We start from the raw sequence: 20,223 nt of genomic DNA on the forward strand, positions 1-20,223 counted from the left end.
GATTACCACATGGCGCGTGCTTTACGGCCTGATGCTGGGACGTGCTTGTCCGGATTTAAGCTGCGAGATGGTGTTTGAGGCTTCGGAATGGAAAGCGGCCTATGTTGTGGTCAAACGGTGCCAACCGCCCTCTGTACCACCTTCTTTGGGCGAGATGGTTTTACTGGTCACAAGCCTGGGAGGCTACTTAGGGCGCAAAAATGACGGGCCTCCTGGCCCTAAGGCCATGTGGATAGGGATGCAACGAATACGCGAGTTTGTTATCGCGTTAGAAGCCCAGCGTGCGCTCATCGAGAGTTGTGTAGAACGATGAGCGCTCTGCGTGGGAATGCCTCAACGGACGCTCCGCGTTCGGCTCTTGGGGACGCGGAGCGTCCCGGGCTGCGTTCCCACGCAGAGTGAGGGAACGATCAGTGGGACTACCGCTGATGTACTAACCGGCCAGCCGCATAAGTCTGCGCCACCGTCCGGTCATCCCCCAGCGTCATCAGCACGAACAACCGCTCGGCAATGTCCTTGGCCTGCTTGAGGCGATAGCTCAGCAGCGGCGTGGCGTTGTAGTCCAGCAGCAGGAAGTCCGCATCGGAACCCGGTTGCAACGTCCCGATCTTGTCCTCCAGGCGCAGGGCCCGGGCGCCGCCGAGGGTGGCCAGGTACAGTGACTTGAACGGGCTCAGCCGCGCGCCCTGCAACTGCATCACCTTGTAGGCTTCGTTGAGGGTTTGCAGCAGCGAAAAACTGGTGCCGCCGCCCACATCCGTGCCCAACCCCACGTTCACCTTGTGTTTTTCGGCCATCGGCAGGTTGAACAGGCCGCTGCCCAGGAAGAAGTTCGAGGTCGGGCAGAAGGCGATGGCCGAACCGGTCTCGGCCAGGCGAGCGCATTCGTCGTCGCACAGGTGCACGCCGTGGGCGAAAACCGAGCGTTCGCCGAGCAGTTGGTAGTGGTCGTAGACGTCCAGGTAACCCTTGCGCTCCGGGAACAACTCTTTGACCCATTGCACTTCCTGCAGGTTTTCACTGATGTGGGTCTGCATGTACAAATCGGGATATTCCCCCAGCAACTGACCGGCCAGGGTCAATTGCTCCGCAGTGCTGGTGGGCGCGAAGCGTGGGGTCACCGCGTAGTGCAGGCGGCCCTTGCCGTGCCAGCGCTCGATCAGCGCCTTGCTCTCGGTGTAGCTGGATTCGGCCGTGTCGACCAGATAGTCCGGGGCGTTGCGGTCCATCATCACTTTGCCGGCGATCATGCGCAGGTCGAGCTTCTGGGCCACTTCAAAAAACGAATTCACCGATTGCGGGTGCACGCTGCCGAACACCAGCGCGGTGGTGGTGCCGTTGCGCAGCAGTTCCTTGACGAAAATATCGGCCACGGCGTCGGCGTGGGCCTTGTCGGCGAACTGGCTTTCGCAGGGGAAGGTGTAGGTGTTGAGCCAGTCCAGCAACTGTTCGCCATAGGCGCCGACCATGCCGGTCTGGGGCAGGTGGATGTGGGTGTCGATCAAACCTGGCGTGATCAGCGCGTCCGGGTAATGGGCTATTTCGATATCCGCCGCCAAGCTCGGCAGCAGGTCACGGGCATGGCCGATGGCGCTGATCTGGCCGTTTTCCACCACCAGCAAACCGTCTTCGAAATATTCATAGGACGCCTCGATACCGACTTCGGCCGGGTCGGCGAGGCTGTGGAGCAGGGCGGCGCGGTAGGCTTTGCGTGTCAGGGGCATGGGAATTCTCAACGAGTGTTCAACGGTTCGCCTGGCTGCGGCGCGAGGCCGGCAGTAGCTTGGCGATCGGTTCGGCGCGGGCGGTGTGCTGGCCGAAATCCGCGTTATAGGTGGCGATGATTTCGCCGGCGATGGAGATGGCGATTTCCACAGGCAACTTGCCTTTGACTTCGCCGATGCCCATGGGGCAACGCATGCGTTGCAAGGCGGCGCTGTCGAAACCACGATCACGCAGGCGATGCTCGAACTTGACCCGTTTGGTCTTCGAACCGATCAGGCCGAAGTAGGCAAAGTCGTTGCGCTTGAGGATCGCGGCGCTCAGCTCCAGGTCGAGCTGATGATTGTGGGTCATGACGATGCAGTAGCTGCCGACGGGCAAGTCGTCGACTTCATCCAGTGGCTCTTCGCTGACGATCTTGTGCACGCCACGGGGCAGGTGTTCGGGAAACTCCGCCTCCCGCGAATCAATCCAGCGCACCTTGCAGGGCAGGCTGGCCAGCAGCGGCACCAGGGCGCGGCCGACGTGGCCGGCGCCGAACACGGCGATTTGCGCCTGGACCTGGCCCATGGGTTCGAACAGCAACACGGTGACGCCGCCGCAGCACTGGCCCAGGCTCGCACCGAGGCTGAAGCGCTCCAGATGGGTGTTCTGCTGGCCGCTGGCGAGCATGTGCCGGGCGATTTCCATGGCCTTGTATTCCAGGTGCCCGCCACCGATGGTGTCGAAGGTCTGGCTGGCGCTGATGACCATCTTCGAACCGGCGTTGCGTGGGGTGGAGCCGAGTTCTTCGATGATCGTCACCAGCACGCAGGGTTCGCCGCGGGTTTGCAGGTCGGCGAGGGCGCTGATCCAGTTGTACATATTCACCTCGACATCTGACTGGTCGTTCCCACGCTCTGCGTGGGAATGCATCTTTGGACGCTGCGCGTCCGCTCTTCAAACTTCGACACAGAGCGTCGGGGGCTGCATTCCCACGCAGAGCGTGGGAACGATCATCACGCTCCGCGTCCGCTCTTCAAAGCGGAGCCATCTCGGCTTCGGCTTGCGTAGGCTTCACGGCCTTCAACTGCCGCATCTGCTCACACCCCCACAACACTCGCTCCGGCGTTGCCGGGGCGTCGATGTTCGGTTGGTGCTGGTAATCCCCCAGGCTCGCCACGGCGTCCTTGATGGCGCACCACGCGGCGATGCCGAGCATGAACGGCGGCTCGCCCACGGCCTTGGAGTGGAACACCGTGTCTTCGGGGTTCTTGCGGTTTTCCACCAGCTTGACCCGCAGATCCAACGGCATGTCAGCCACCGCCGGAATCTTGTAACTGGCCGGGCCATTGGTCATCAGCTTGCCCTTGTCGTTCCACACCAGCTCTTCCATGGTCAGCCAGCCCATGCCCTGGATGAAACCACCCTCGATCTGGCCGATGTCGATGGCCGGGTTCAGCGAGGCGCCGACGTCGTGGAGGATGTCGGTGCGCAGCATCTTGTACTCGCCGGTGAGGGTGTCGACGATCACTTCGGCGCAGGCCGCGCCAAAGGCGTAGTAGTAGAAGGGGCGGCCACGGGCCTGGCTGCGGTCGTAGTAGATTTTCGGGGTCTTGTAGAAACCGGTGCTCGACAGCGAGACCTGGGCGAAATACGCCTGCTGCACCAGCGCCTCGAAGGTCAGGATGTGGTCGCGCACCCGCACATGGCCGTTGTGGAATTCCACGTCTTCTTCGCTGACCTTGTACTGTCGCGCGGCGAATTCCACCAGGCGCCGCTTGATGGTTTCGGCGGCGTTCTGCGCGGCCTTGCCGTTCAGGTCGGCACCGCTGGAGGCGGCGGTGGGCGAAGTGTTCGGCACCTTGTCGGTGTTGGTCGCGGTGATCTGCACGCGGTCCATTTCCACCTGGAATACCTCGGCCACCACCTGGGCGACCTTGGTGTTAAGGCCCTGGCCCATTTCGGTGCCACCGTGGTTGAGGTGAATGCTGCCATCGGTGTAAACGTGGATCAGCGCGCCGGCCTGGTTGAGGAAACTGGCAGTGAACGAAATGCCGAATTTCACCGGGGTCAGCGCCAGGCCTTTTTTCAGGATCGGGCTATTGGCGTTGTAGCGGCGGATCGCCTCGCGGCGTTCGGCGTACTGGCTGCTTTCTTCAAGCTCGGCGGTCATTTCCTCGAGCATGTTGTGCTCGACGGTCTGGTAGTAGTGGGTGACGTTGCGCTCGGTCTTGCCGTAGTAGTTGGCCTTGCGCACCGCCAGCGGATCCAGACCCAGGTGCCGGGCGATGGCATCCATCACCTCTTCGATGGCGACCATGCCTTGCGGCCCGCCGAAACCACGGTAGGCGGTGTTCGAGGCGGTGTTGGTCTTGCAGCGGTGGCCGTTGATGGTCGCATCGCCCAAGTAATATGCATTGTCGGCATGGAACATCGCCCGGTCGACAATCGAGGCCGACAGGTCTGGCGAGCAACCGCAGTTACCCGCCAGATCCAGGGCGATGCCGTGCAAGCGCCCGCGGCTGTCGAAGCCGACGTCGTATTCGATGTAGAAGGGGTGACGCTTGCCGGTCATCAGCATGTCTTCGACCCGAGGCAGGCGCATCTTGGTTGGCTGGCCGGTGAGGTGGGCGATGACCGCGCACAGGCACGCCGGGCTGGCGGCCTGGGTTTCCTTGCCACCGAAGCCGCCGCCCATGCGGCGCATGTCCACCACGACCTTGTTCATCGACACGCCCAGCACTTCGGCCACCAGTTTCTGCACTTCGGTGGGGTTTTGGGTCGAGCAGTAGACGATCATGCCGCCGTCTTCGGTGGGCATTACCGAGGAAATCTGGGTTTCCAGGTAAAAGTGCTCCTGGCCGCCGATGTGCAGCGAACCCTGGATGCGATGCTCGGCGCTCGCCAGGGCCGTGGCCGAGTCGCCGCGCTGGTGGGTGTGGCTGTCGAGCACGAAATGCCGCTTGCGCAGGGCCTCGACCACGTCCAGCACCGGTTCCAGGTCTTCGTATTCGACGATGGCCGCCATCGCGGCCTTGCGGGCGGTGTCCAGGTCTTTGGCGGCGACGGCCAACACCGGTTGGCCGACGAACTGCACGTCATCGATGGCCAGCAGCGGGTCGCCGGGCAGCAGCGGGCCGATGTCCTTGAGGCCTGGAATGTCGGCATGGGTGATGGCAATGCGCACGCCTTCGAAGGCGTAGCAGGGCGCGGTGTCGATGCGGATGATCCGGGCATGGGCGCGGTCCGACAGTCGGGCATAGACGTGCAACTGGTTCGGGAATTCCAGGCGGTCATCGATGTACTGCGCCTCGCCGGACACATGCTTGGCGGCGCTGTCGTGCTTGACGCTACGGCCCACGCCGGTGGTCAGGTCGCGGGCGAACAGCTCGGCCAGTTCGGCTTGGGTCTTCTCTACGGCGTGATGGTTAGACATAAGCGGTCACCCGAGTCTCGATGTGCGGCGTTTGCAGTTCGATGAAGTATTTGCGCAACAGGTTGCGGGCGCTGAGCAGGCGGTATTCCTTGCTGGCACGGAAGTCCGACAGTGGCGTGAAGTCCTCGGCCAGGGCGGCGCAGGCGCGTTCGACGGCGCTGTCGGTCCACGGTGCACCGATCAATGCCGCTTCACAATGCTTGGCGCGCTTGGGTGTGGCGGCCATGCCGCCGAAGGCAATGCGGGCATCGCGGACCACGCCGTTGTCGATGCGCAGGTTGAACGCCGCGCACACCGCGGAAATATCATCGTCCAGGCGCTTGGACACCTTGTAGGCGCGGAACGCCTGCTCGGCACTGGTTCGGGGCACGATGATCTTCTCGATGAATTCGCTTTCCTGGCGCGCCGTAACGCGGTAGTCGATGAAATAGTCTTCCAGCGCCAGGGTCCGGCGGGTCTGGCCCTTGCACAGCACGATCTGCGCGCCGAGGGCGATCAGCAGCGGCGGCGAGTCGCCAATCGGCGAGGCGTTGCCGATATTGCCGCCAAGGGTGCCCTGGTTGCGGATCTGCAGCGAGGCAAAGCGTTGCAGCAGTTCGCCAAAGTCCGGGTATTCGGCTTTCAGGGCTTCGTAGCAATCGGAGAGGGCGGTGGCGGCGCCGATCTCCAGGCGATCGTCGAAACGCTCGATGCGCTTGAGTTCGGCGACGTTGCCCACGTAGATCATCACCGGCAGGGTGCGGTGGAACTGAGTGACTTCCAGGGCCAGGTCCGTGCCGCCGGCCAGCAGGCGCGCCTGGGGATAGGCGTCGTAGAGATCGGCCAGGTCGGCCACGGTCAGCGGCACCAGGCAGCGCTTGTCACCGCTGTTGAGCTCGCCGGTCTCGGTCGGTGCGATGGCTTTGAGGCGGGCGATGGTCTCGGCCTCGCGGGCGTCGAACTGGTCTGGTTGCTTGCCGCAGCAAGCCTGCTCGGCGGCGGCCAGGATCGGCCGATAGCCGGTGCAACGGCAGAGATTGCCGGCCAGGGCTTCGTGGGCTTTATGGGCGTCGGATTGTTCGCTGTTCTTTTGCAGGGCGAACAGCGACATGACGAAGCCTGGTGTGCAGAAGCCGCATTGCGAGCCATGGCAATCGACCATCGCTTGTTGGACGCTGTGCAGTTGGCCCTGGTGCTTGAGGTCTTCGACGCTGATCAGTTGCTTGCCGTGCAGGGACGAGACGAAGGTCAGGCACGAATTGAGGCTGCGGTAGCGAATGCGCTCACGGCCGGTTTCATCCACATGCAGTTCGCCCACCACCACGGTGCACGCGCCACAGTCGCCGCTGGCGCAGCCTTCTTTGGTACCGGACTTACCAACATGCTCGCGTAAATAGTTGAGCACGGTCAGGTTCGGGTCCAGGGCGTGCTCGCTACGGAGTTCCTGGTTGAGTAAAAACTGGATCACGGAAGGCCTCGCAGACTCATTATTGTTGTATCGACTTGGGCCGAATTTATCAGTTTTGACTTTTCGGTCAACGATTTTCTGACTTAAAGGTCAGGAAAATTCGTTTTGTCGATGAGCAACGTGTAGGTTCAGTATTGACCCTTGGGTGACGCCCTGCTTTTTTTGCTTGAATCGTGCCAAAAACCCGCTGCAGGCCCTGCGCCATGACGTATCGAGTGCGCTACACTGCGCCGCTTGTGCAAATCGAAGAGTTTGAAGGACAACCATGACGTTCAAGGCCCCGGACAGCCTCGCCGAGCAAATCGCCCACCATCTCGCCGAACGCATCATTCGCGGCGAAATGAAGCCGGGAGAGCGCATCCAGGAGCAGAAGGTCACGCTGGCGCTCAATGTCAGCCGCGGTTCGGTCCGCGAGGCCTTGCTGATCCTGGAGCGACGCCACTTGATCGCGATCCTGCCGCGCCGCGGCGCCCACGTCACCGAACTCACCGAGCACAAGGTGCGCAGCCTCTGTACGCTGATGAGCGAGCTGTACATCCTGCTGGGCAACGCCGTGGCCCATGGCTGGAAAGAGCAGGCCGACATGGCGCCGTTCGTGGCGATCCAGCAGCGTCTCAACGACGCCTACGCGCGCCAGGACATCCGCACCTTCGTCGACGAAAGCTTCAGCGTGATGCGCGCCGCCTATCCCTTTGCCAACAATCCGTATTTGCAGGAAACCGTCGAGAACCTGCAACCGGCCATGAGCCGCGCCTATTTCCTGGCCCTGGACCAGCGCAAGGCGGAAATGAGCGAGTTCCTCGACCTGTTCCAGCGCCTGCTCGCCGCTGTGCTGGCCCGTGATCTGCCGCAGATTCGCCTCGTGCTGACGGCCTATGCCCAGCGCAGTTGCGATCTGGTGGTCTCTGCCCTGACGAAGGCCTGAACGTGCGGCTCAAGTGCATCAAGCTGGCGGGGTTCAAATCCTTCGTCGACCCGACCACGGTGAACTTCCCCAGTAACATGGCGGCGGTGGTCGGGCCCAATGGTTGCGGCAAGTCGAACATCATCGATGCCGTGCGTTGGGTGATGGGCGAGAGCTCGGCCAAGAACCTGCGTGGCGAGTCGATGACCGACGTCATCTTCAACGGCTCCACCAGCCGCAAGCCGGTGAGCCAGGCCAGCATCGAGCTGGTGTTCGATAACTCCGACGGCACCCTGGTGGGTGAATACGCCGCGTATGCGGAAATCTCCATTCGTCGCAAAGTGACCCGCGACAGCCAGAACAGCTATTTCCTCAACGGCGCCAAGTGCCGGCGTCGCGACATCACTGATATTTTCCTCGGCACCGGCCTGGGCCCGCGCAGCTACTCGATCATCGAACAGGGCATGATCTCCAAGCTGATCGAGGCCAAGCCCGAAGACCTGCGCAACTTCATTGAAGAAGCCGCCGGTATTTCCAAATACAAGGAACGGCGCCGGGAAACCGAAAACCGCATTCGTCGCACCCACGAAAACCTCGCGCGCCTGACCGACCTGCGCGAAGAACTCGAGCGCCAGCTGGAACGTCTGCACCGTCAGGCCGAGGCCGCGAAGAAGTATCAGGAATACAAGGGCGAGGAGCGCCAGCTCAAGGCCCAACTTTCGGCCCTGCGTTGGCAGGCGTTGAATGAGCAGGTCGGTCAGCGTGAGGCGATCATCGGCAACCAGGAAGTCAGTTTCGAGGCCCTGGTGGCGGAGCAACGCAACGCCGACGCCGCCATCGAACGCCTGCGTGACGGCCACCACGACCTGTCCGAGCGCTTCAATCTGGTGCAGGGGCGCTTCTATTCCGTGGGGGGCGACATCGCCCGGGTCGAGCAGAGCATCCAGCACGGTCAGCAACGGCTGCGGCAGTTGCAGGATGACTTGAAGGAAGCCGAGCGGGCGCGCCTGGAAACCGAATCCCACCTGGGCCACGACCGCACGTTGCTGCTGACCCTTGGCGAAGAGCTGGACCGGCTCACGCCGGAGCAGGAAATCACCAGCGCTGCCGCCGAAGAAGCCGCTGCCGCCCTGGAAGAAGCCGAGCTGACCATGCACGCCTGGCAAGAGCAGTGGGACAGTTTCAACCTGACCTCGGCCGAGCCACGGCGTCAGGCTGAGGTCCAGCAATCGCGCATCCAGCAGTTGGAAACCAGCATGGAGCGCCTGGCCGAACGTCAGCGCCGCCTGGCCGAAGAGCGCGCCTTGCTCGCGGCGGACCCGGAAGACGCGGCGATCCTGGACCTGAGCGAGCAACTGGCCGCCAGCGAAGCCACCCTCGAAGACTTGCAGGCCAGCGAAGACGCCCAGGTCGAACGGCTTGAGCAACTGCGCCAGGCCTTGCAACTGGCCTTGCAGAACCAGCAACAGGCCCAGGGCGAATTGCAGCGGCTCAATGGGCGCTTGGCGTCGCTGGAAGCCTTGCAGCAAGCCGCGCTGGACCCAGGCACCGGCACCGCCGAATGGCTGCGCGACCAGCACCTGGCTGAGCGTCCGCGACTGGCCGAAGGCCTGAAGGTCGATGCCGGTTGGGAGCTGGCGGTGGAAACCGTACTCGGTGCCGACCTGCAAGCGGTGCTGGTGGATGACTTCGGTGGCTTCGACCTGTCGGGTTTCACCCAGGGCGATCTGCGCCTGCTCAGCCCGGCTGGCGACGGCGTACGCATCCCCGGCAGCTTGCTGGACAAGGTCGAGGCCCTCGTCGACCTGTCGCCCTGGCTGGGGCAGGTCAAACCGGTGGACAGCCTTGAACAGGCCTTGGCCCTGCGTGGGCAGTTGGCGGCCGGCGAAAGCCTGATCAGCCGTGACGGGTATTGGGTCGGCCGGCATTTCCTGCGGGTGCGCCGGGCCAGCGAAGCCGAGAGCGGCATGCTCGCCCGGGGCCAGGAAATCCAGCGCCTGGGGGCCGAGCGCGAAGAGCGCGAGGCCAGCGTCGAAGCTCTGGAAACCGAATTGCAAAACCTTCGGGCGCAACAGCGTCAGCAGGAAAACGGCCGCGAACACCTGCGGCGGCTATTGCAGGATGAGGCGCGCCAGCAAGGCGAGCTCAAGGCACAGTTGTCGGCCGGCAAGGCCAAGGTCGAACAGCTGGCGTTGCGCCGCACCCGCCTGGAAGAAGAAATCGCCGAACTGGGCGAGCAGCGGGCGCTGGAACACGAACAGATCGGCGAGGCGCGCTTGCAACTGCAAGAAGCCCTCGACGCCATGGCGCTGGACACCGAGCAGCGTGAATTGCTGCTGGCCCAGCGTGACAGCTTGCGTGAGCGCCTGGACCGGGTGCGCCAGGAAGCACGCCAGCACAAGGATCATGCCCATCAGTTGGCGGTGCGCCTGGGCTCGCTCAAGGCCCAGCACGATTCCACGCGCCAGGCCTTGGAACGGCTGGAAATGCAGTCCGAACGCCTGACCGAGAAACGCGAGCAGTTGAGCCTCAATCTGGAGGAGGGCGAAGCGCCGCTCGAAGAGCTGCGCCTCAAGCTCGAAGAGTTGCTCGACAAGCGCATGAGCGTCGACGAAGAACTCAAGACGGCGCAGATCGCCCTGGAGGACGCCGACCGTGAACTGCGCGACGCGGAAAAGCGTCGCAGCCAGGCCGAGCAGCAATCGCAACTGATCCGCGGCCAGATGGAACAGCAGCGCATGGAGTGGCAAGCCCTGACGGTGCGGCGCAAAGCCTTGCAGGACCAGCTGCTGGAAGACGGCTACGACCTCGATGGTGTGCTCGCCACCCTGGTGGCCGGGGCGAACGAGAAGGACGCCGAGGAGGAGTTGGAACGCATTGCCCAGCGCATCCAGCGCCTGGGGGCAATCAACCTGGCGGCCATCGACGAGTACCAGCAGCAGTCCGAGCGCAAGCGTTACCTGGACGCCCAGAACGACGATCTGGTGGAAGCGCTGGAGACCCTGGAAAACGTCATTCGCAAGATCGACAAGGAGACCCGCAACCGCTTCAAGGATACCTTTGATCAGATCAACGGCGGTTTGCAGGCCCTTTTCCCAAAAGTTTTCGGTGGCGGCAGCGCTTACTTGGAACTGACGGGCGAAGATTTACTCGATACAGGGGTGACAATCATGGCGCGTCCTCCTGGCAAGAAGAACAGCACCATCCATTTGCTCTCCGGTGGCGAAAAGGCGCTGACCGCACTGGCGCTGGTGTTTGCCATCTTCAAATTGAACCCGGCGCCGTTCTGCATGCTCGACGAGGTCGACGCACCACTGGACGACGCCAACGTAGGTCGTTACGCACGGCTGGTGAAGGAGATGTCTGAAACGGTGCAATTCATCTACATCACCCACAACAAGATCGCCATGGAAATGGCCGATCAGTTGATGGGCGTGACCATGCATGAGCCGGGCTGTTCGCGGCTGGTGGCGGTGGATGTGGAGGAGGCCATGGCCATGGTGGATGCCTGAACAACCGGTTGTAGGGCTTCTACTTGGAACGCTGTAGGTATTTTTTACCCTTGGGCCTGTTGTTCAAATCACAGATTGGGCACAAGCCTGTGCGACAGACGGTGTAAAGTTATCTTTGGTCGTGCTAGTTTAATGTCAATTTTTCGTATGCGTGGGCAAAAGGCCATTCAGAACATAGAGTTGGCGCCACGTTTTAAAGCGGTTTGCAAATAGCTAAGCCCCTTATTTTTCAGCATTTTTATAGAGGCACGGGATTACATGGAAATCGGTCTGCGCGAGTGGCTGATCGTCATCGGCATCATTGTCATTGCCGGTATTCTTTTCGACGGCTGGCGTCGCATGCGCGGCGGCAAGGGGAAGCTGAAGTTTCGCCTGGACCGCAGCCTGTCGAACCTGCCGGATGAGGACGACAACGCCGAGCTGTTGGGCCCGCCCCGGGTGCTAGACACCCACAAGGAGCCGCAGCTGGACGAACACGACTTGCCGTCGATGAGCGCGCCTGCCCGTGAGCCACGGGAATCGGGTTCCAAGCGCGGCAAGCGCAACAGCGAGCCATCCCAGGGTGATTTGAACCTGAACCTCGATCTGGATGGTGGCCCGAGCTTCAGCAGTCGCGACAGCGACTTCCCGGACGAGAACAAAACCTCGAGCGCCGACAAGGACCAGGCCCAGGCTGAAGAAGTGCTGGTGATCAGCGTGATCTGCCGCGATCCGGCCGGTTTCAAGGGCCCGGCGTTGCTGCAGAACATCCTGGAAAGCGGCCTGCGTTTCGGCGAGATGGACATTTTCCACCGTCACGAGAGCATGGCCGGCAACGGCGAGGTGCTGTTCTCCATGGCCAACGCCGTCAAGCCCGGCGTGTTCGACCTGGACGACATCGATCATTTCAGCACCCCTGCCGTCAGTTTCTTCCTCGGCCTCCCCGGTCCACGTCATCCCAAGCAGGCTTTCGACGTGATGGTGGCTGCGGCGCGCAAGCTGTCCCAGGAGCTCAATGGCGAACTCAAGGATGACCAGCGCAGCGTGCTGACCGCCCAGACCATCGAGCACTACCGCCAGCGCATCGTCGAATTCGAGCGTCGTGCGTTGACCCAGAAACGCTGAAATCGGCAAAGTCTTTGTGGCGCAGGGGCTTTTTGTGGCGAGGGGATTTATCCCCGCTGGGCTGCAAGGCAGCCCTGAAACCTGACGCCCTAGCCTGATCAGGCTAATTGAATTGATGACTTTTGGGGCTGCTTCGCAGCCCAGCGGGGATAAATCCCCTCGCCACAGGTTCTGTATTGGTAGGTTCAGGTTCGAACTGCCAACGATTTTAAAAGATTGAGCAGCCTAGGCTGCTCTTTTGCTTTATGAGAGAACACCCATGAATGCCGTCGAAACCCGCATCCAACAGCTGCGCGCCGAGTTGGACCAGCACAACTACCGTTACCATGTCCTCGACGAGCCGAGCATCCCCGATGCCGAATACGACCGTCTGTTTCACGAGCTCAAGGCCCTGGAAGAGCAGCACCCGGAGCTGGTGACCAGCGATTCCCCGACCCAGCGCGTCGGCAGCATGGCGCTGTCGGCGTTCAGCCAGGTGCGTCACGAGATCCCGATGCTCAGCCTGGGCAACGCCTTCGACGAGGCCACCATGCGTGAGTTCGACCGGCGGGTGACTGAAGGCCTCGACCTGCCCATGGGTGATTTGCTGGGCGGTGGCGCGGCGGTTGAATACAGCTGCGAGCCGAAGCTCGATGGCTTGGCGGTCAGCCTGTTGTATCAGGACGGCCTGCTGGTGCGCGGAGCCACGCGCGGTGATGGCACCACGGGCGAGGACATCAGCGTCAATGTGCGTACCGTGCGCAACATCCCCCTTAAGTTGCAGGGCAGTGGCTGGCCGCCACTGCTGGAAGTGCGCGGCGAGGTGTACATGTCCAAGGCCGGTTTCGAGCGCCTCAACGCTACGCAACTGGAAGCGGGCGGCAAGACCTTCGCCAACCCGCGCAACGCGGCGGCGGGGAGCCTGCGCCAGTTGGACTCCAAGATCACCGCCAATCGCCCGCTGGAATTCTGCTGCTACGGTATCGGTCAGGTGACCACGGACATTGCCGATACCCACATCGGCAATCTCAAGCAACTCAAGGCCTGGGGCCTGCCCATCAGCCGTGAATTGAAGCTGGCCCATGGTATTGACGAATGCCTGGATTACTACCGCGACATCGGCGAGCGGCGCAACGCGTTGCCTTATGAAATCGACGGGGTGGTGTTCAAGGTCAACAGTATCGCCTCCCAACGCGAACTGGGTTTCCGCGCCCGGGAGCCACGCTGGGCCATCGCTCATAAATTCCCGGCCTCTGAAGAACTCACCGAGTTGCTGGACGTCGAGTTTCAGGTCGGTCGCACTGGCGCCGTGACGCCCGTGGCGCGCCTCAAGCCGGTCAAGGTCGCTGGCGTGACCGTGGCCAACGCCACGTTGCACAACATGGACGAAGTGGCGCGTCTGGGCCTGATGATCGGCGACACGGTGATCATCCGCCGCGCCGGGGATGTGATTCCGCAAGTGGTGCAGGTGATCACCGAGCGTCGGCCGGAGCATGCTCGTCCGGTCGCGATCCCACAGCAGTGCCCGGTGTGCGGCTCCCATGTCGAGCGCACGCAACTGATCAAGCGCAGCAAGGGCCGTGAAACCATCAGCGAAGGCGCGGTGTACCGCTGCGTTGGTCGCCTGGCCTGTGGCGCGCAGCTCAAGCAGGCGATCATTCACTTCGTCTCGCGTCGGGCCATGGACATCGAAGGTCTGGGCGAGAAGAGTGTCGAGCAACTGGTGGACGAGGGCCTGGTGGGTTCGCCCGCCGACCTGTATGCCCTGACCTTCGAACAGGTGGTCGACCTGGAGGGTTTCGCCGAACTGTCGAGCAAAAACCTGCTGGCGGCGATTGTCGACAGCAAAAAACCGAGCCTGGCGCGTTTTATCTACGCCCTCGGTATCCCGGACGTGGGCGAGGAAACCGCCAAGGTCCTGGCTCGCTCTCTTGGTTCGCTGGAGCGCGTACAAGCGGCTTTGCCCCAGGTGCTCACCTACTTGCCCGACGTCGGCCTGGAAGTGGCCCACGAGATCCACAGCTTCTTCGAAGACCCACACAACCGCCAAGTGATCAAGGACCTGCTGCGCCACGGTCTCGAGATCCAGGACCAAGGCGAGTTGGGTGCCGAGTTCTCCGCCAGCACGACCCTGGGCGGCTTTCTCGACAAACTGGACATCCCCTCGGTCGGACCCGGCGGGGCGCAGAAACTGGCAGACAAGTTCGGTTCGCTCGAAGCGGTGATGAATGCCGACTGGCTGGACATGCGCCAGGCGTTGCCGGAAAAGCAGGCCAACGCCGTGCGCGAGTTCTTCGCCAATGCCATCAACCGTCAGCAGGCCGAGGCAGCGGAGCGACAGTTACGCGACTTTGGCATGCATTGGCAGAGCGAGAAGAAGGTCGTCGAAGGCTTGCCCGAGGCGGGGCATACCTGGGTGCTGACCGGTTCGCTGGAGTTGATGAGTCGCGACGTCGCCAAGGACAAGCTGGAGAGCCTGGGGGCGAAGGTCGCCGGTTCGGTGTCGGCGAAAACCCACTGCGTGGTGGCGGGGCCGGGTGCCGGTTCGAAATTGACCAAGGCCAATGAACTGGGGCTCAAGGTGCTGGATGAAGAGGCGTTCGTGGCTTTCTTGAGCAAGCATGGCATCACGGTTTAATCGTGAGGGCGCCGCTGTGGCGAGGCAGCTTGCTCCCGCTCGGCGGCGCAGCCGTCGTAAAGCCTCCTGACGCGGTCCGTTTGGGGAGGTTGCGTCGTTCCGATTGGGGCGGCGGCGCCACCCAGCGGGAGCAAGCTCCCTCGCTACGGTTTATCCCGTGCTATGACGCAAAGCGGGGGGAACGATCATGGACAGGGGGGATCTAGTCTTGCAGGCTCCAGGGAGATCGCCATGTACCGTTTCTTCGAACAACTGACTTCACGCATCGCCGCGCCGTTCCTGGGCGACCGCTCACGCAGCAGTAAGATCTGGTCGTGCCGTTGCGGTCAGTCCCTGTTTTTTCGCAACAGCCAATGCCTGGCCTGCCTGGCGATGCTGGGCTATCAGCCGGAGCAGAGTCGCCTTTCATCCTTGCAACCCGGCGAGCAACCTGGCACCTGGACGCTGGATGCCGACCCGCAAGCCGGACTGTTCCGCCGCTGCGCCAACCTCGACACGCCGGCGGCGTGCAACTGGCTGTTGCCGGCCAACGGCTACGATACCCTGTGCATCGCCTGTAGCCTCAATCGCACCATTCCGGATCTGTCGATTCCAGAAAACCCCGAACGCTGGCGCAAAGTAGAAACCGCCAAGCGCCGGTTGGTAGCGCAATTGATCACCCTCGGTTTGCCGGTGATCCCGAAAACCGTCGATGAAAATATCGGCCTGGCTTTTGACTTCATCGGTGTCGATCCCGACGGCACGCCACCGACCACCGGTCACGCCAGCGGCCTGGTCACCCTCGATATCAAAGAGGCTGACGACGCTCATCGCGAATACGTGCGCCAGCAGATGCGCGAGCCATATCGCACCTTGCTCGGGCATTTTCGTCACGAAGTGGGTCACTATTATTGGGATCGGCTGGTCGCCAATAGTCATTGGCTCGAGGCGTTTCGCGAACTGTTCGGTGACGAGCGCGCCAGTTACGCCGAGGCCCTGGAACGGCACTACCAGCAAGGCGCGCCGTTGGACTGGCAAACCCGTTACGTCAGCGCCTACGCCACCATGCACCCATGGGAAGACTGGGCCGAAACCTGGGCCCACTACCTGCACATGATGGACGCGGTGGACACGGCGCTGGGCTTCGGCATGAGTGCCCGGGAAATGGATTTCGACTACCAGCCGTTCCCACCCGAGACCTTGTACGATCCCGAACACACTGGCGGTGCGGCCTTCCTCTCGTTCGTCAACGCCTGGATCGAACTGGCCGGCATGCTCAACGAACTGTCCCGCAGCATGGGCCAGCCGGATTTCTACCCCTTCGTCGTACCGGCCGCGGTGATTACCAAGCTGCACTTCATCCATCTGGTGATCCAGGAGGAGGGTGGTCGGGCGGATGGGGTGCTGTTGTAGTTTGCTTACGCAGGAAGTTTTGCTCGCCACAGAGTCGACTCTCGATAAGAGGCTGGGCGAAGTTAAAGTGATGCCATTTGTTTTGACAGTGGTTTTATATTCTAGCTTTCCTTTACCCTAAGGCCGCCATGGATGATGGCTATATTTATTATGGAAAATTTTATGAAACACGATCAGATGGATAAGGCAACGACCATTCCCAATGCGCCCCGGAGGCTTTCCCAGGCCGGACAAAGCACTTACACCATTATATTGGCCTGGCAAATTTCGGATAACGTCTGCCCCGACCAGATTGCCGCTCATACGTTCAGAGTGACTGCCGTGTCTACTGGGCAGGGCCAGTTTGTCCCCGCCACCACTGTCCGGCCGGACCATCGTGGTTGGTACCGCCATGAAATAGGCGTCAGTGGTGGCTCCAGGCCGGTGTACTTCAATGTTCAAGTTCGGGCCCAGGCGCTTAATGGTGAATATGGACCGTTCTGCCCGGCGGTGGTTTGTAATACCTCGTCATGATTAGAAGGTGGCCAAGTAATAACGTCCGCTATTTCTAGCGGCTGTCATGGCCTTTGTCGGAATATTAAATCTGTCAGCGAAAGAAGAATGACCAATAGTCTTTAGGCCAGGGGTCTAACTGTTGCTGAGGTTTAGCATCGATAATCATTGGGAATGTAGTTCAAGCACTCATATTGAATGTACCGGCGTCTTCGCGAGCAAGCCCGCTCCCACACGGGCCCTCGGGTGTTCACCGTTTCGGTGTCCCCACACATTCCCTGTGGGAGCGGACGCGCTCGCGAAAGGGGTAGGTCAGCTTGTATCCATGTCGAATGTGCCGATGCCTTCGCGGGTAAGCTTTGCGCCTACAGCAAGTGCTTGAACGCCTTCAGTTTTTTAATCCGGCACGAACGGTTGTAACTTCTTGCCAGATAGGTACAATGGCGCGGCTCGCCGTCAGGCGGGCGTCGTTATGGTGACCCCATCGGTCCCCCCGCAACGATTACCCGTGAACCTGGTCAGATCCGGAAGGAAGCAGCCACAGCGGGAACATTGTGTGCCGGGGTGTGGCTGGTGGGGTTGCCTCCATAACGCCCGGGCCTTCGTTCGCAAGGCTTGTCCAAATCCCCAAATCCCCTTTTTTTCTCCGATCAGTTTTGGTCGCTGTCTTCTGTTGTCCGAATCCCGGCGGGGCAGGGGATCAGTGAAAAATCCTATGAGTTCGGCGCAAAGCAACCTCGAACCATGTTAAATATCCACTACCGTTGATCGGGACTGTCAAATCTGACAGTAGAGTCTCGTATCGTTCTCTTTTGTTGGGGGGGGCGTGGGTATCTTTTTCAGTTACTTCACTATCCTGACCAATATCCTGGTGGCGGTCGTGCTGACCTATGCAGCGACGACCGGCAACTCGACGGTGCGGCGTTTCTTCCTCCGGCTCTCGACACAGGGCGGTGTGGCTGCCGCCATTGTTATTGGTCGGTCTGGCTTACAATCTGTTGTTACGTAATGTGTGGAACCCCCAGGGTTTGTGGTGGTGGCCGATGAGTTGCTCCACGACGTGATGCCAGTAGTGTTTTTGATCTACTGGTGGTTCTGCGTGCCCAAGGGATTGCACTGGGCTGCTGTGTGGCTATGGCTGATCTATCCCTTGGTCTATTTCATTTACGCCTTGGTGCGCGGCCATCTGATCGGTTCCTACCCCTATCCCTTCATTGAAGTGGATAGGCTGGGTTATTCACAGGTACTTGGCAATGCGCTGATGGTCCTGCTGGGGTTCGTGGTGATATCACTGGTGCTGATTGCTGCTGACCGGGTGAAAGGCCAGCGCTGATCGGCCGATCATGCCGTCTCGGGGGGGGCGGTGTTCCCCACAGATCCCCCTGTGCGAGCTTGCTCGCGAAAGATCCATGTCGAATGTGCCAACGTCATCGCAAGCAAGCGATGCGCCTACAGCAAGTGCTTGAACATATTAAGTTTTTTATCCGCCTCCGACGGTTGTAACTTCTCGTCAGATAGATACAATAGCGCGGCTCGCCGTCAGGCGGGCGTCGTTATGGTGACCCTATCGGTCCCCCCGCAACGATTACCCGTGAACCTGGTCAGATCCGGAAGGAAGCAGCCACAGCGGGAACATTGTGTGCCGGGGTGTGGCTGGTGGGGTTGCCTCCATAACACCCAGGCCTTTGTTCGTAAGGTCTATGAGATGCCTTTGCGGTCAGTCTGACGCGGGGTGATCCTTTTCGCTTTGAAATTTGCCGGGATAGCGCAGCTTATTGCTGGTGAAAACGCCCCGTGCTTTGGTGAGGTGCTCCACCCCCGAAGTTATAGTGCAAATACAATCATCGATTCTCTTAGTTCACAAACTCTAACTGTTTTCGACAGTACCGATATTTTAACGGTTCCGTCGGTGGTGTTATGGTTGAATTCTATTTTAGCTACACTCTCCGAAAATCCATCATCTATATTCAAGATTGATATTCCGTCAGGGTAAAGCTTGTCCTTGTTGTCGGTAAGGGCATAGCTTCCTCCCGAAGATGCATAGCCCTGGAGGATGCGACTCTCTACTTTTACTAATTTCTCATTAATCACTTGATGGATGGAGCTAGCTTGGTTTTCTCCTGCGGAGAAATACAAGCTGGTATTTGTTGTAAATGAAAAATATGTTGTGTTCGGAACTATGACGGATTCTTTTCCATTGCTGAAAATGGAACCCTGTTCCTCGCCAACTGCTATAAGGTGTTGGATGCCATTTTCTTCATTAAACTGGTTTTTGTTGTTATGAGATGACTGGCTTTGCCCGCCAACGATAAGAGCCACGGATACGAGGATGTCCCACTCAAAGTATGTCGCGACCGACCCCTGTGAGTTCATTGATGTATAAGTAACTTGGTCTCCAAATTTTTTTATTTCGAATATGGCCCCTGTTTCCGGGTCACTCATTTTCAGAGTGATTGAGTCAGGGATGTAGGCGACTATTAAGCCGTAATGGTTAGGGCGTATATCTGTTGTTGTAGGGAAAAGGAATGGCTCGACTTGCCAGGTTTCAACCAGTCTCCATTCTGGATGTGTAAGGCCAGTCCGGGTATACAAGCTCTTTGATAATAAAAGCGCCTTCGAAGATCTGATTGTCATGGGCGTTTTATTTGATGCGGTCACTGATTTGGTTTTCATTTGATTATCCAGCAAATATGGCCTGAGTTGGTGCGGCGCTGCAAGAAGTTAGCGGTTTCTCGTCCTTTGATTGTTTTTTTTGCCATATTTGTTGTCTACTGTCAGAACTGACAGTCCGGACGAGCGGTGGTTTTAAGTTCTTCACGATTTGCAGGGAGAGTCGTTTTATATAAAAGGAACTCACTGTTCGGTAGCCACGGGCGTGCGCTTATTCTGCTTGAGCCGGTTATTGATTCCTTCCAATTGGTCGGTGTGCATCGGCTACCAAGCTCTACTGACCATCCCTTCCCGGCATCGGCGGGCCCAGTATCCCGTGCAACGCTGGGGTAAGGCATGCTTTGGGATTTCCCCGAGGAGAGAATCTGCCCCGGCGGTTTCCATGCCATCGATGGCAAAAGCATCAACGTGTTCGCCAGCAGTTTGACCAGTACTTGTTCCAGGCTGAGCGCGTTGTCACGCCGCAGGTACCCGCCGTCGAACAGAAGCAGCAGGGTCGGCAGGTATACTGGCTTCTCTTTTTCATGACTTCATCAAGGCTTGGACAAGGCCTGGTCGACCGCAGCGATCAGCTTTCCCAGATCCTTCGGGGTGGCTCTGTGTATGACACCGAACAGATAGGCCCGCTGTTCGTCCTCATCGCCCATGTCGGCAAAAAAGGCTTTCAGTTGTACATCCAGCACATTGGCAAGCAGGAACAAGGCTTCGACGCTGGGGGTGTAGGTGCCGGTTTCGAAGCGGCTGATGGTTTTGGGGTCAAAACCGGTTTTTTCGCCAAGTTCAGCCTGAGTAAGCCCCGCTACTTTGCGGTAGCGTCTGATGGCTGGACCCAAACTTGAAATTTGCATCGCTTAATTCCCATTTAGAATCAAGAACTTAACGATAGATTTTCGCATTAGGCAACCGCGTGATCCATCACCTTGCTTTGCAAAGTGTGATGTGTTT

Annotated in this window: 13 protein-coding genes, 2 other RNA genes and 1 pseudogene; 10 read left to right on the forward strand and 6 right to left on the reverse strand. The window is 60.1% G+C overall.

Annotated elements, in window-relative coordinates:
* Nucleotides 1-313: IS4 family transposase (locus BT116_RS25385; RefSeq protein ID WP_305883636.1), on the forward strand; the 313-nt coding region annotated here is incomplete at its 5' end.
* A 106-nt stretch (nt 314-419) separates the two neighbouring features.
* Here BT116_RS25385 and guaD read toward each other — a convergent pair.
* The 4 genes from guaD to xdhA all read right to left on the reverse strand — a co-directional run bounded on the left by guaD (nt 420) and on the right by xdhA (nt 6,587).
* The gene (gene guaD, locus BT116_RS25390; protein ID WP_072348105.1) at nt 420-1,724 is read right to left on the reverse strand and encodes a guanine deaminase; all 1,305 of its coding nucleotides are present in this window, start codon (nt 1,722-1,724) and stop codon (nt 420-422) included.
* A 19-nt stretch (nt 1,725-1,743) separates the two neighbouring features.
* On the reverse strand, nt 1,744-2,586 hold the full coding sequence (xdhC, locus tag BT116_RS25395) for a xanthine dehydrogenase accessory protein XdhC (RefSeq protein WP_072348107.1): 843 nt from the start codon (nt 2,584-2,586) through the stop codon (nt 1,744-1,746).
* Nucleotides 2,587-2,740: 154 nt separating this feature from the next.
* Nucleotides 2,741-5,140, reverse strand: a complete 2,400-nt coding sequence (gene xdhB / locus BT116_RS25405) for a xanthine dehydrogenase molybdopterin binding subunit (RefSeq protein ID WP_072348109.1) — start codon at nt 5,138-5,140, stop codon at nt 2,741-2,743.
* A complete protein-coding gene (gene xdhA, locus BT116_RS25410) occupies nt 5,133-6,587 on the reverse strand; it encodes a xanthine dehydrogenase small subunit (protein WP_072348111.1) in 1,455 nt (484 codons plus the stop codon). Before xdhA ends, xdhB begins: the two co-directional genes overlap by 8 nt.
* Before the next feature lie 265 nt (nt 6,588-6,852).
* Here xdhA and BT116_RS25415 point away from each other — a divergent pair, with 265 nt between their 5' ends.
* The 9 genes and pseudogenes from BT116_RS25415 to ffs (BT116_RS25455) all read left to right on the forward strand — a co-directional run bounded on the left by BT116_RS25415 (nt 6,853) and on the right by ffs (BT116_RS25455) (nt 18,270).
* Nucleotides 6,853-7,512: a GntR family transcriptional regulator gene (locus BT116_RS25415; RefSeq protein WP_072348112.1), complete on the forward strand. Its 660-nt coding sequence runs from the start codon at nt 6,853-6,855 to the stop codon at nt 7,510-7,512.
* Nucleotides 7,513-7,514: 2 nt separating this feature from the next.
* Nucleotides 7,515-11,003 carry a chromosome segregation protein SMC gene (gene smc / locus BT116_RS25420; protein WP_072348114.1) on the forward strand — a complete coding sequence of 1,163 codons (3,489 nt, stop codon included), beginning with the start codon at nt 7,515-7,517 and terminating at the stop codon, nt 11,001-11,003.
* 258 nt (nt 11,004-11,261) lie between these two features.
* On the forward strand, nt 11,262-12,107 hold the full coding sequence (gene zipA / locus BT116_RS25425; protein ID WP_063322223.1) for a cell division protein ZipA: 846 nt from the start codon (nt 11,262-11,264) through the stop codon (nt 12,105-12,107).
* 259 nt (nt 12,108-12,366) lie between these two features.
* Nucleotides 12,367-14,724 carry an NAD-dependent DNA ligase LigA gene (ligA, locus tag BT116_RS25430; protein ID WP_072348116.1) on the forward strand — a complete coding sequence of 786 codons (2,358 nt, stop codon included), beginning with the start codon at nt 12,367-12,369 and terminating at the stop codon, nt 14,722-14,724.
* Between the two features lie 231 nt (nt 14,725-14,955).
* A complete protein-coding gene (locus BT116_RS25435; RefSeq protein WP_072348118.1) occupies nt 14,956-16,116 on the forward strand; it encodes a zinc-binding metallopeptidase family protein in 1,161 nt (386 codons plus the stop codon).
* A 162-nt stretch (nt 16,117-16,278) separates the two neighbouring features.
* On the forward strand, nt 16,279-16,629 hold the full coding sequence (locus BT116_RS25440) for a hypothetical protein (RefSeq protein ID WP_139199631.1): 351 nt from the start codon (nt 16,279-16,281) through the stop codon (nt 16,627-16,629).
* A 461-nt stretch (nt 16,630-17,090) separates the two neighbouring features.
* An RNA gene (gene ffs / locus BT116_RS25445) (signal recognition particle sRNA small type) lies at nt 17,091-17,187 on the forward strand.
* A gap of 247 nt (nt 17,188-17,434) precedes the next feature.
* A pseudogene (locus BT116_RS25450) lies at nt 17,435-17,941 on the forward strand (Pr6Pr family membrane protein).
* 232 nt (nt 17,942-18,173) lie between these two features.
* An RNA gene (gene ffs, locus BT116_RS25455) (signal recognition particle sRNA small type) lies at nt 18,174-18,270 on the forward strand.
* A gap of 162 nt (nt 18,271-18,432) precedes the next feature.
* On the opposite strand, the gene BT116_RS30860 is transcribed toward ffs (BT116_RS25455), so the two are convergent.
* Nucleotides 18,433-19,281: a hypothetical protein gene (locus BT116_RS30860; protein WP_139209492.1), complete on the reverse strand. Its 849-nt coding sequence runs from the start codon at nt 19,279-19,281 to the stop codon at nt 18,433-18,435.
* A 530-nt stretch (nt 19,282-19,811) separates the two neighbouring features.
* Nucleotides 19,812-20,126 (reverse strand): helix-turn-helix domain-containing protein, encoded by a 315-nt coding sequence (locus BT116_RS25465; RefSeq protein WP_063322219.1) that lies wholly within the window; start codon nt 20,124-20,126, stop codon nt 19,812-19,814.
* Nucleotides 20,127-20,223 lie beyond the last annotated feature (97 nt).

Origin of the sequence: Pseudomonas sp. NFACC16-2, from assembly GCF_900119205.1 — a bacterium.
In the GTDB taxonomy this organism is placed as follows: Bacteria; Pseudomonadota; Gammaproteobacteria; order Pseudomonadales; family Pseudomonadaceae; genus Aquipseudomonas; species Aquipseudomonas fluorescens_Q.